We start from the raw sequence: 12,371 nt of genomic DNA, 5'->3' as shown, positions 1-12,371 counted from the left end.
TAAACGAGCATCCTTTAGCTCGTGTGTATAATGTTGAAAAGTAGGAGATTTCAACACTAATAACAAAGAAATAATTGTATTACTATTCCTGCCTCTGTTTACTATAGTCTTCGAAATCATGCACATTGAATGTTCTAAGTAAAGATTACTTCACCCTCGTTGTTCGAAGTCTCACGACTTCGAACGAGTATGCCTGTAGTTTATAGCTACACTGGCGGGCTTTAAACACCCGGCACAGCCTATCTGCATTGTAGTCCGAAGTCAGAGACATTAGGACAGCGGATAGGAAGAAAATCTTGCACAGTTGAATGTCCTACATAGAGATTGCCACGCTATCGCTCGCAATGACGTGGTGGGGATAAGCAAAGACGCGCGGAGAAGTTTAACCGCCATCCAAGCGCGCAAAGGCCTGTCAGCCCACGCGGCCGGGAGCAGGGCCCGTGTAGTGGCAGCGATTGGGCTGACTTGATTTATTCACCTATTATTTATTTTTTTATAGGTGTTCATGAGATCGCTACGCTAAGTCTTGGTTACTTTCCATCTAAGGGAAAGTGACTAGGCCCAGCGGCCATGAGCGCTACGACACGTTCTAACAAACAACATCCGTTTAGTTGATTAGCAAGTGTAGAGATTATTAATTCTATTATTTGTTTTTTAATGGTATTAATGAACTCCCTACGGTCGGTTGTCCACGCTATCGCTCGCAATAACGTGACGTGGAGGAACACAGGCGATTGCCACACTCGTACCTCGTAATCGCAATGACAAAATGCTAAGACTTGCGCAATTAAAAGACGCGCTCCATTTGCATTATAAATGCAAACCCATATTAAGCACTCGTTGCAAACGAGCGCAAGCAGTGAAACAACCTTATAACAAAAAAAAGCCCGACACGTTGTCCACGCGCCAGGCCTAATCTTTAACCGAGCAAAGCGAGTTCATTAATACAATTAAAAACAAACAACTATTAATAATCTTCAATAACTAATCTTTATTTCCCCACTTCAATAATATGGAAAGTACCGGGCAGTTGCTTCGGCCTGCCGCCTGCCGGGTTGGGTTCTGTTTTAGCTGCGGGCAGGTAAAGTTTATGTGTTGTAAGGTCAATACCTATGGTACGGGCACTTGGTTCGGTTGTTATATTTTCGATGAACTCAAATTTATCGGCGCTGATCTCTCTCACCGCGCTTATGGTGCCTTCGCCGTTTGATGCATAGGCTATTTTTAGTTCGGGGTCGAACACCACGCCATCAGTACCACCAATGGGGTATGTGCCTACAGTTTTGCCGGTAGCGGCATCCATCACCACCATAGTTTTGGTATCGCCGCAGCCTATAAATAAGCGATTAGTTTTACGGTCGATATCTAAGCCGCTTGGCGACTCGCCGCCATCAATTTTATAACGAGTAATTTCTTTATAAGTAAGTGCATCAAATACAATTACGGTGCTGGTACCTTCGCCATTTACAAATATTTTGCCCTTGCCGTCTGATACTGCTGTTTCAGGCTTATCGCCCAACGGCACGGTGGTTACAACTTTATCAGTCGCGGGGTCAACAATGGTGGCATCCTTGCTGCGCCCGTTACAGGTAATTATTTTCTTGGAGAAATCATCATAAAAAATAGCATCGGGATTGGTACCTACCGGGATCTGGGCCAAAACTTTTAAGGTTTTAATATCAAACACAGTAACCGAGTTTGCACGGCCGCAGCTTACATAACCTTTGCCAAGCGACTTTACCAGGGCAATACCGTGCACCCCTAAGGTTTGGGGGATATAGCCTATCGAGTCGCCGGTAGTGGTAGAAACTACGTTTACCTGGTTACCATGCGAGGTATAAATGCGTTTGTTGGCACCATCAACGGTTATATAATCCCAACCGCCGGTGCTGGGGATGGCGATATCTCTTAAAACATGAAAACCTGTTTTTTGCTGCGCCACCGCGTGGAACGACATAATTGCTAAAGCTACAAGAGCCTGTAAGGCGATAAGTTTTTTCATTTGATTTTTATTTTGTTTCAAAATAAGGCAACAATCTGTAGACATTTTGTTTTTTTGGGACCGGAAGTTTACTAACGATTGTCTAATTTAGTACTTATAAAACATTTACACATCATGAAATCAATAGAAATAATTTCCATCCCCGTTACCGACCAGCAACGCGCCAAAGAGTTTTACTTAAACCTTGGGTTCGAAGTACAGGTAGAAGCACCATTTGAGGGCGATAAAAAATGGGTACAAATGGCCCTGCCGGGTACTAGTGACCTTAGCATTACTTTAGTAACCTGGTTTGACAATATGCCCGCAGGCTGCATTAACGGACTAGTAATTAAAACCGATAGCCTTGAAGCCGATCTGGAAGCGCTTACTGCCAAAGGCATCACCGTGGGGCAAATAGATAAAACTCCGTGGGGCCGTTTCGCCGCCGTGGTTGATCCGGATGGTAATCGTATTAGTTTGCACCAGGATTAAATTTGCCAGAACGCATCGTAGCGCTCTTGGCCGCTGGGCCTAGTTACTTTTCCTTGATGAAAAGTAACCAAAAATCAAGTCACCCGGGATGCTTCTTTGCCGCACAAGGCCTTTATGCTGCAAAGCCTGTAAAACCACGGGCTGCATAATTTTGCTCCAGGTGCACAGGCCATTGCACAGGCAAAAAGACGCTATGCCCTTCCAGCCGCACCGCCCAACTTGTTTTACCGACTTTCACCCGAAGCCGCCCGTCTGACGGTTTCCGTTAGAACCAACATTCTTTTATTTGTGAGCCATGAATAAGAGCGAGGGGTTGTCAGCACGCGCGGCCGGGAGCCTGGCCTGTGCGATGGAAGCGATCGGGCTGACTTGATTTATTTACCTATTGTTTGTTTTTATAGGTGTTCATGAGGTCGCTACGCTTAGTTTTTGGTATCAAGACAAAAGTAACAGCCAACCCGCGGCGATTGAGCGGGACGATGTTGAAATTAAGAATAAAGCACATTTCTGTGCAAGAACATACGAGATTTCCCATGCAAAGAGCATAAAAAAAAGCCTGACACTCCACGCGCCAGGCCCAATCTTTAACCGAGCAAAGCGAGCTCATTAATACCATTAAAACAAACAATCATTAATAATCTTCAATAACTAATCTTTACCAACCATTCACTCATTCAAAACTCACTCAATCACTCATTACTCCACAACCGGGAACGCTGAGATCCTTAACCTTGCGCCACCCATAGGTACCAGGGTTAAGTTGCTTACGGTCGAAGCGGTTTTCACCGGGCTTTGGGGCAGTACGCCACAGAGGCCGTATTTGTCGATGGTCCAGTCGGGAATTTGTTTGCCGGTGGCGTGTAGCTCTATTGGTGCATTGGCGTTGGTGAACGGGTTGCCATCCTTAGGCCATGCCTTTTTAACTACGGTGAATGATTTTTCGGGATGCTGCTCGTCCAGCACTAAGCCATAGTTCCAGGCGGTAGCCGGGTAAATCTCGAACGATGGCCATTTCTCGGGATCGGCACTTGCTTGCCAGCCCGAGTCGCCCATGGCGGTGGTTAGGCTGTTGCCTTTCTTGTAGGTCTCCCCAATTTTAAGCGAATACGTTAGCGGGCCGTAGCTTACGCTCACGCTGTTTTTGTTTTTGGCCCATTGCTGCACCTGTATATGCATAGGCAGTTTAAGAGTTATCTTATCACCGTTTTTCCAATTCTTGGCTAGTTTGATATAGCCACTCGCGATGGCCTCAACCGGCATACGTTTGCCGTTAACCGTTAAGCTGGCACCCTCAGTCCATTTTGGTACACGCAAATATAGCGGGAACGCCACCGGCTTAGCCGTAGTAACCGTAAAGCCAACCACATCATTAAAAGGATATTGTGTAGCCGATGTTATTTTAACGGCTTGCCCACTACCCACTTTGGCGGTAATAGTACCTGCCTGGTATAATTGCGCGGCGAGACCATTATCCGGCGTCGCCATCCAGGCATTCTCGGCATAATAAACCCAACCGGCACTGTGGTTATGCTGGCAACACCTGCTGCTAAAAGGGTTCATCATTAAAAACGGGCCGCTATTGGCAATGCCCGGCGCGTGGTTCTTGCTATCGTTCAGCACCATGTTGGGGGCAGTTAGGTAGCGCAAAGCTTTATAGTCGCTGGTGAAAGCGGCGGGGAAGGTATTAAAGGCCACATCCTCGCAGTTCTCGGCCCAGAAAGTATCGCCGGTATATTGTAAAAGGTATTGGTCGCTGGTCATTTGTTCAACCATGCCGCAGGTTTCCACCGCCTGGCGCGGGTCGTCATAACCTTTTCGGGCATTCTCGTCACTGCCGAACATACCACCCGGCACCTGCCCATATATATTGCGGATCAGCTTAAAATCATTATATGTAGCTTCCAGATCAGCGCTGTTATGGCTTTGCAGATAAAAGGTAGCCGGCTCGCGGAAACATTCGGCCACATTAACATTATGCCAGTTGGGCAGGTTGGTAGCCTGGCGCCAGTTGGCCGTATTTTTATCAACCTTGGCGGCAACATCCAGCAGGAACTTGTCGCCGGTTATGTTGTATAGCCAGTAGATACTCACCAGGTAATCGCCGCCGCGGCTGTTCTCCCAGTAGTCTTTTAAAAACTGGTTGTCGGGATAATTCCCCAGCCATTTAAAGTAATTGGTGAGGGCGGTAATAACGCGCTGCTCGTGGCTGTATTCGTAATAACTACGCAGGCACCATATCATGGGCATGTTGGCCCAAAGGTCGCGGTTACCGTTTTTCTTTTCTATGATCGGGCCCATATCTCCATCTGGGCGCTGGTTATCCAGCACGGCGTTAATCCAGAATTTAGTGTCCTTTATCATTTTGGGGTCGCCCAGCATGTAGGCGATATCGCCATAGCCTTTTAGCCAGTAAGGCAGCTCTTCCCAGCCATATTTGCCCTTGCCGCTTTTGTTTAGCCAGGCATTATCGGTTTTGCTTAGCCAGATGCTTATCTCGCCCAGATTACCCGTAAGGCCATCACGCTGTAACTCCAGTTGTTTTTTTAACCAGCCCGAAGGTTTAAAAGCCGTAACCGGCAGTTTTATAAATTGCTGTGGCAGCAGTGGCGCTCTGTTACTTGGGTAATTGGCGTTAATACCTTGAATTTCGGCCTTAGGTAAAACGGTAACCATTTGCGCATCAGCAATACCATTACCCATTAAAACCATCGCCGCGAGGCATAAAAAACTCTTTCTCATAAATTACTTTTTAAAGGCAGTAGCTGCCATTAGGTTGGAACGGTAAATATATGTGTTTGGAGCGAAGGAAAAAAATGGAGTGGGGTGGGTTGATAGTAACGCTATACACCCTTCTGCATTAACCCGGTAAATGGCTGCAACTATACCCGCGGGCAATAACTATGCCTTCTATGGTTTTATTGTTAATATCGTTACGTGGGGTTTCTATCCGTAAAATACGGTCGCAATCTTCCAGGTCGAAATTGATCTGATAATGCGGAAAATATTGCTGCAAGCATTTAATAATAGCCACTGCCTGGTGGTTTTTACAAATGCTGGTTTTAAATATTTCTATTTGTTTCATCTGTATTTGGCTTAAAATGAATATTATGCTTTTACTATTTTGGCCCAATAAGTTTTATCTCTTTTCATATATATTAATATCCTAGTTCTACAGTTGTTTTATAAATGGCCGGGGTAAACAGGTCGTTAACCATATAATGCGCCACATCGGCTCTTGAAATTTTGAGCCCGTTTTTTAAAGGATGGTTTATGGCCACGCGATAATTGCCGGTTACCGGGTTATTGGTAAGTTGCGGCGGGCGCATAATGGTCCAGTTAATGGGGCTGGCTTTTACCAATTGTTCCATAGCGCGCAAATCATTATACATGTGGCGCAATAGCTTTTGCAGAATATATTTTGCAAAAAACCTAACGTAAAAGGGCATGGCAGCACTAACATCAAGCCCCGAGGCTGAAATAAAGAAAGCCCTGTTTACACCATACTGCTCCATAGCAGCTAAAATATTTGCATTGCCTTGCGAGTAAAGCGTAGTTGGCTTATCGCCGAATAAACCGCCACTTACCCCCAGTGCCGATATTACGGCGTCTTTACCTTGCAAATATTTTTCGAAACTGCCGGGCTGCATTACATCGCCTACGGCAACTTCAAGGTTGGGATGTTTAAGCGTTAAGTTAGCCGGATTACGTACCAGGGCCGTTACCCGGTGCCCGGCCAGCAATGCCTGCTGTACCACTTGTTTGCCTATGCCGCCGTTTGCCCCTGCGATAAACAGGTTATATTGGGCTTGCCAATTTTCTATTTTCATAAGTTGATGATTAATTGAATTTAAACGCGCTTAAAAAAATTATCCAACAAAAAATACTTAACTGTATAATATGGAAGCGGTTAAGGTTACTCTTTAGGGCATTGATCTGGATTGAAATTTCGGGTCCGTCAAGCAATACCAGCTTTCTGAGTTTAACACCTAACCGCCTGCCTACAAACACGCCGTTTAGTATCAATAGCAATACCAATCCAAACTTTATCCTGAACCATAACTGTTCGCCAAAAACACCGTTGGTTAAAGCCATCATGCCTATACCGGTTATAATCAACAGCGCTGCCCCTATCCCTATAAGCCTCGAAAAAACAGCTGATGCCTGTAATATTCCGTTGGCCTTTTCTTTGTCCGAATAATAAAGTTTCCAAAAGGTTTTAAAGGTTATATAATCTACAAGGGTAGTACCAGCCATTAAGGTTAAGGCTATTAAATGCAGGGTTAAGCAAGCGGGAAAGAGCATTGACGTGTTCATACTTTTTAGTGTGTTGATGGGTTAAGATTAATTAATTAAAACCATTTGGTTTTAATTTAAGGCAATATTATACCATTTGGTTTTAAATAGCAAATTTTTATTAGTATTTTTTTTAAATTTGCTACCAAATGGAAGTAATTAAGATAAACAAGACCGTTGAGCTGGTTAAATTATGGGGAGCTTATGAGGAGAAATACCCCAATGGTAGTATTGATGATTTTTGCCGCCACCATTTAGCCGCGCATAAAGCCACCGAAAAATACGGCGCTCCGAAGGGCGAGTTAAGGCCCGATATTAATGGCCGCCTTATTATTTTATTAAGGCGGATCGGTAAGTTTCACATGGTGTATTCGAACAAGGCCCTTGAAGATACGGAGCTGGATCAGATAGAAGAGTTTGGCATATTGGTTACTATCTATAACCAAAAAAATCCCATTAAGTCTGAAGCCATATTTAATAATATTATGGAACTGTCAAGCGGCACCAATATGCTCATCAGGATGAAAAAGCGTGGACTGGTAAGCGAGTATACTGACCCGGATGACAAAAGGGTAAAAAGGCTAAAGCTTACCGCCAAAGGCGAAACGGTGCTGATAAATGCAAAAGACCGCGTACTTAAAGTAGCCCACATGCTGGTGCATGATCTTACCGATGATGACAAACAGCTTTGTATGCAGCTGCTTAACCCCATTAATGAACGGTTTTCTGACACGTTCCAAAAAAATAGGAACAGGTCTTTCGAAGAAATTTATAAGGAATTCATGCTTTAATAAAACAACCTAAACTAACAAATAGTGGCACTATCCCCGGGTAGTCACCGGGATATGGCATGCGTTATTTACTTGGGCCGGCATGGGGGTTGATGTTATATGTTTTAAGCGGGATATTAAGCCCAATGAGAAAGACTGCAAACTCAAACTATTAACTGAGCAAGGGCGTTGCCTGCGGCCCGGGCTGTACATTCATACGCCTGCAGGCCTTAGGCGCAAGGCCGGTATACATTTCCATCCCTAACGCGGGCAGACTGCAAGATGTCAATTGCGAGCGTAGGTGGCAATACGTAACTGGCGCGAGTATGTATAGGTGGCCAGAGCGCCGAATATTCGTGCCCCGTCGCAAGATATTATTACGGGCATTTAGTTAAAAACTAACCCACACTCAAAACTATTGGAGATTTCAATAATTTAACCGAATTGACGAAACTGATTTTCTCAGAAAAAATTAAAATTTCATCCCCAACTCGGTTTGATGCAGATTGAGATAATTGATACATTACTTTTTCTTTACCAGCATAAAGGTTTAGTATAAACTCTTGATTATCGTAAGACACCATCCATTTTTTTTTCATTTTATGGACATATTTAGATAGTTTTTCATGATCCTTATTCGAGTAAAAGTTCATGTATAGATCTGCCCCTTTTAAATAATATGGCGGATCTAAATAAATAAAAACATCCTCTTTTTTTTTATTCATCATATTAATAAAGGCGAGCCCGTCTAGGTTAGAAACACTAATTCGATGTTTAAAGCTTGCTATTTTATAGATCCTTTCGATTAGGTCTTTCTTATTAAATCGGGCATCAATCTTATATTTACCGAGTTGTTTGTACCCTCCAATAATACCTCCCTTTATCACACCTGAGATATTAGTGCGATTAAGAAAAAAAGTAGATTTTGCCAATTCAAAATCATCTGCGGTTGCAGAATTATTCTGTATTTCTTTATATATACCCCAGTTCTCAATTGTTATATCAATGGATTCAATCCATAAACAAAGTTCAACAGGTCGATTAATAACTGCCATCCAAAAACAATAAATAGCCCTATCAAAATCGTTAATGTAAATCTTACTTACATATTCTTCGAATAGAAGCCGGAGAGCTAGTCCTGAACCACCCGCATACGGTTCGGCATAACTTGCACCTATCAAATCATTCTCATAAAACATGTTTGATACAAAAGGAAAGATGCAACTCTTACCGCCTGGATATCTCAATGGCGATGTAAATTTTGTCATTTTTCCTCCTCCCTTCCATGTGTCAAGGTTATCAATGCGCCAACAGCAATTGAAACAGCAATTGTTTGGTCTAAATTAGTCGCCGCTTGATAGTTGTGTGCTCCTATCTGTAGTAGCTGAAGAATGCTTCCGTCAGATACATTTTGTACCGACAAAGTAGTCTTGGTATCTTGACCTAAAGTTTTCTTTGCATCAGCAAAGTGAGCTTTAACATAATCTTCAAGTTTTTTGTTTTTATCCTTAGCCGCAGTTTCACATAATAATCTTAATGACATTCTTATTAAACCGGCAAAAGATTGAGAAAGCGTGTCCTTTCTTTGAAGATAAAATTCATATAAATCAGTTATATCTCTATATAAATCTCCTACTGTACCCATCTTCAAATAAAGTTTCCCTCCAAAAATTTCATGCTCTTTTTTTACGGTTCTTTTTGATTGACGCTGTCCGTTATCATCATCTTTTTTGTCGAATTTTATTTTAGAAAGATGAGGGTTTTTACTTTTATTTATATCAATTAACTGCTGTGATCCAGGTTCAAGAACATTAATAACCTGTCCACGATTTTTCCTGGTGCTTATTTGTTTGTTATAAATTTTTTCAGAAATGTCGGTAAGTATTGAATGTCCTTCTTGATTACTATGGACACTGTGGATATGCCCTTTATCTACATGAAAACCCATCAACTTTAAATTATCCTCATTCAAAATTTCATCTTTAACAAAGCGTTGATTTAAATGAGGGTTTGTAGTTATTATTCCCGTATCTTCTTCTAAAACTAAAAAAACGCTTTTTGGCTCCCCCATGTGATTGTGGAGGAAAACATCTCGTTCTAGCGGCTGCCATGAACCGGAATCGATATGTTTTCTATACACATTATTTAATCCGACCCTTTTAACACATACATTACATGGGATTTCTTGGGGAAAACTAGGAAGCTGTTTGGGATCCATGCCTTTAACAGTAACTGCTCCCATTTTTATTTTACCTATTATTACTCGCCTATTTCCATCATAAACTATAGGTTTTGCGCCATCGTATACAACGGTGGGTAGTTCGCTTTGATCAAAATATTTCCCCATTTCCTTTGCCAATTTTGGCAAATTCCATTTTAACGATTTATCAGCTAGTGCTCTATCAACAATGTATTGGTCCGTTGCATTCAAGTCGACTGGATCTCTAGGGTTTTCAGTCCATAAAATCAAGTCCTTAATATCGATATTTAGTACTTGTTGCTCAGGTTCTATATTCATTTTCAAATCAATAGGATTAGGTTAAGTTATTGTAATTATAAACAAAAAAAATCAATCTCAATAATTTCCGCGCTTATCTGCGGCTAACGCACATTTGCTCAATCTGACGCGAGTATGCAGCACCGGCCACTGTGTGGCGTACTCGTGACTCATCGGGTAAATCACTAAAGCCATTTAGCCAAACAATAGCCAATAATTAGCGCGATGATAATAAACACAAACAGGATATATTGCCGGGTTTGTAAAGCTTTAATGGTTTTGTTCAAATCGCCCAGTTGAGATTGGTGGGCCAGTTTTTCGTTTTGCAGGCGCATATTTTGCTGCTGTAGTTTGGCTAAGGTGCCGCCTACCTGGGTGGGTTGTTGCTGTAAGGCCTGGTGGCGTTTGGCAAAGCCGCCCTCTTTTAAAAACTTTTCGCCTTTGGGTTTCAGTATTAACTTTTCGGGCAGTTCATAACGCGCCGGCTTACCTTTTTCGGCAACCAGCCCCTCGCGGGCCAGGGCCTGTACCATGGCAAACGCTACGGCCTCGTCATTGTCAAACAATTGCAAAAGCTGCCCGCGCGTCAGGCTGTCGGGCACACCAAAGGCGGCCAGCAGGGTGTCCAGCATTTCGCACTCGTATTCATTGAGGTCGGTCATGGCTGCAAATTTCGTAAAATAGTTGTAATAAAGATTGGTTATTGAAGATTAAAGATTGGTTGTTGAAGATTGGTTGTTGAAGATTAAAGATTGGTGGCATAGCGGGTTAAGATAAACAATATGTCATTTCGACCAATGGTAGAAATCTTATACGCTTCGCATATCGCACGTATAAGATTTTCGCTATCGCTCAAGAGGTAGTTCTCCCTCGTTCCTCGGTTCGAAATGACATATTTATTTTTTGCGTTAGGGATTGAAATGGATACCGGCCCCTTCGAGAGCCTCAGGGCAGGCCGCGCCTAAGGCCTGCAGGCGTATGAATGGAAAGCCCGGCCCGCAGGGAACGCCCATAATGTTAGTTGGCAGTTATTAGTTTGCAGTTAGCAAGGCAATATTTGCAGCAACTAAACCGAATAACACTCATCACTCGCCACTCATCACATAAAATACAGATATTTCTTTATAAATACAAATATTTCCGTATATTTGTTAGGGTGATATGTTCTGTATCGCCGTATAGATCCGCCGTTACGCGCGGGTTATTGTTATTAACCTTTCTTGTTTATTCAAAACCAAATTTAGTATGAACCGTACTGCTAACAGGCCGCGCCGCAAACCTGCCGCACGCCTTACCGACGGGGGCAATCACGCCCTCAATTTTATTAATTCCTGCAAAAAAGACCGCAAAGGCGGCTTTATTGACCTGCTTACCAACTACGAAAGCCTGGTAAACTGGGCCCACCAAAGCAACCTGGTTGACTGGGACACCTACCTGCGGCTACAGCACGAACTGTATTGCAACCCAGCCGAAGCCGCCCTTTGCTATGCCGTAGCCCGCGGCGCCCGCAACACGCTGGACGAATTATTTAATGACCTGGTAGCCGGCCGCGAAGTGCATCCACTTATTATCACCCGCTTTAACGACCAATATGCCGACATGTGCCAACACCTGCGCTACCAACCCGGCAACGATGGCATAATAAGGCAATACTTTTTTGATATTGAAGAGAACCTAAACCTGCCCCTATACCTTATAATAGCCCAGGCCACCCGCCTGCTGGATACCGGCCTATGGCGCCAAATAAAGAAATGCCCGGCCTGCGGCAGTTTATTTATAGACACAAGTCGCGCGCATAACCGCACCTGGTGCAGCCCCAAAACCTGCGGCAGCATCAAAAAAAGCCAGCGTTATTATAAATTAAGAAAAGTAGCGTAGTTGTTAAAGATTAGTTGTTGAAGATTAAAGATTGGTTATGAAGATTAAAGATTGGGGGTTTTGGGTAGTCCATTTATTTAATATGATGATTATCAGTAAATTAACTAAAAAACGTCACACCGGCTTTACCCCTTATGCTCGATAAATGGCTAAAATTACTACCGGCTTTACACTTGATACCCGAAAAGAGGCCAAAATTACTACCGATATTAGGTGCGATACTTGGAAAATGGTCAATTTTACTACCGTCTTAAACGGTTTAGTTGGTGTGAATATAGGGGTTAGGAAATGTTATAAAACAAGAAACCCCTTGTCCTGTTGGACAAAGGGTTCTTATAAAATTGGGCACCGACCTACTCTCCCACGTTTTACCGCAGTACCATCGGCTCTGGCGGGCTTGACTTCTCTGTTCGGAATGGGAAGAGGTAGACACCGCCGATATAGGCACCTGAAGATCTTA

The 12,371-nt window shown here is 43.2% G+C and carries 11 protein-coding genes and 1 rRNA gene; 3 read left to right on the top strand and 9 right to left on the bottom strand.

What is annotated here, in order from left to right:
• Window positions 1-991: 991 nt before the first annotated feature.
• The gene (locus JWQ34_RS14530) at window positions 992-2,002 is read right to left on the bottom strand and encodes a YncE family protein (protein WP_299358272.1); all 1,011 of its coding nucleotides are present in this window, start codon (window positions 2,000-2,002) and stop codon (window positions 992-994) included.
• Window positions 2,003-2,116: 114 nt separating this feature from the next.
• Between JWQ34_RS14530 and JWQ34_RS14525 the strand changes: the two genes are divergently transcribed.
• The gene (locus JWQ34_RS14525; protein ID WP_299358270.1) at window positions 2,117-2,473 is read left to right on the top strand and encodes a glyoxalase superfamily protein; all 357 of its coding nucleotides are present in this window, start codon (window positions 2,117-2,119) and stop codon (window positions 2,471-2,473) included.
• 696 nt (window positions 2,474-3,169) lie between these two features.
• On the opposite strand, the gene JWQ34_RS14520 is transcribed toward JWQ34_RS14525, so the two are convergent.
• From JWQ34_RS14520 to JWQ34_RS14505, 4 genes are all read right to left on the bottom strand, one after another.
• Window positions 3,170-5,212, bottom strand: coding sequence for a beta-L-arabinofuranosidase domain-containing protein (locus JWQ34_RS14520; protein WP_299358268.1), 2,043 nt, complete (start codon window positions 5,210-5,212; stop codon window positions 3,170-3,172).
• A 118-nt stretch (window positions 5,213-5,330) separates the two neighbouring features.
• Complete coding sequence (locus JWQ34_RS14515; RefSeq protein ID WP_299358266.1) at window positions 5,331-5,555, bottom strand: methyltransferase type 11; 225 nt, start codon at window positions 5,553-5,555, stop codon at window positions 5,331-5,333.
• 73 nt (window positions 5,556-5,628) lie between these two features.
• Entirely contained in the window at window positions 5,629-6,300 is a 672-nt protein-coding gene (locus tag JWQ34_RS14510) for an SDR family oxidoreductase (protein WP_299358264.1), read from the bottom strand.
• Window positions 6,301-6,310: 10 nt separating this feature from the next.
• Complete coding sequence (locus tag JWQ34_RS14505; RefSeq protein ID WP_299358262.1) at window positions 6,311-6,787, bottom strand: hypothetical protein; 477 nt, start codon at window positions 6,785-6,787, stop codon at window positions 6,311-6,313.
• A 128-nt stretch (window positions 6,788-6,915) separates the two neighbouring features.
• Between JWQ34_RS14505 and JWQ34_RS14500 the strand changes: the two genes are divergently transcribed.
• On the top strand, window positions 6,916-7,557 hold the full coding sequence (locus tag JWQ34_RS14500) for a MarR family winged helix-turn-helix transcriptional regulator (RefSeq protein ID WP_299358260.1): 642 nt from the start codon (window positions 6,916-6,918) through the stop codon (window positions 7,555-7,557).
• A 377-nt stretch (window positions 7,558-7,934) separates the two neighbouring features.
• Here JWQ34_RS14500 and JWQ34_RS14495 read toward each other — a convergent pair whose 3' ends face one another.
• The 3 genes from JWQ34_RS14495 to JWQ34_RS14485 all read right to left on the bottom strand — a co-directional run bounded on the left by JWQ34_RS14495 (window position 7,935) and on the right by JWQ34_RS14485 (window position 10,695).
• A complete protein-coding gene (locus tag JWQ34_RS14495) occupies window positions 7,935-8,804 on the bottom strand; it encodes a DNA adenine methylase (protein WP_299358258.1) in 870 nt (289 codons plus the stop codon).
• Window positions 8,801-10,054 carry a hypothetical protein gene (locus JWQ34_RS14490; RefSeq protein WP_299358256.1) on the bottom strand — a complete coding sequence of 418 codons (1,254 nt, stop codon included), beginning with the start codon at window positions 10,052-10,054 and terminating at the stop codon, window positions 8,801-8,803. Before JWQ34_RS14490 ends, JWQ34_RS14495 begins: the two co-directional genes overlap by 4 nt.
• 164 nt (window positions 10,055-10,218) lie before the next feature.
• Window positions 10,219-10,695 carry a hypothetical protein gene (locus JWQ34_RS14485; protein ID WP_299358254.1) on the bottom strand — a complete coding sequence of 159 codons (477 nt, stop codon included), beginning with the start codon at window positions 10,693-10,695 and terminating at the stop codon, window positions 10,219-10,221.
• A gap of 583 nt (window positions 10,696-11,278) precedes the next feature.
• Between JWQ34_RS14485 and JWQ34_RS14480 the strand changes: the two genes are divergently transcribed.
• Window positions 11,279-11,911, top strand: a complete 633-nt coding sequence (locus JWQ34_RS14480; RefSeq protein WP_299358252.1) for a CGNR zinc finger domain-containing protein — start codon at window positions 11,279-11,281, stop codon at window positions 11,909-11,911.
• A gap of 340 nt (window positions 11,912-12,251) precedes the next feature.
• Here the strand turns inward: JWQ34_RS14480 and rrf are convergent.
• Window positions 12,252-12,363: ribosomal RNA gene (gene rrf, locus JWQ34_RS14475) — 5S ribosomal RNA — on the bottom strand.
• Between the last annotated feature and the right edge of the window lie 8 nt (window positions 12,364-12,371).

It is taken from the genome of Mucilaginibacter sp. (assembly GCF_028288185.1).
In the GTDB taxonomy this organism is placed as follows: Bacteria; Bacteroidota; Bacteroidia; order Sphingobacteriales; family Sphingobacteriaceae; genus Mucilaginibacter.
This window is presented reverse-complemented; position numbering and strand designations above follow the sequence as displayed.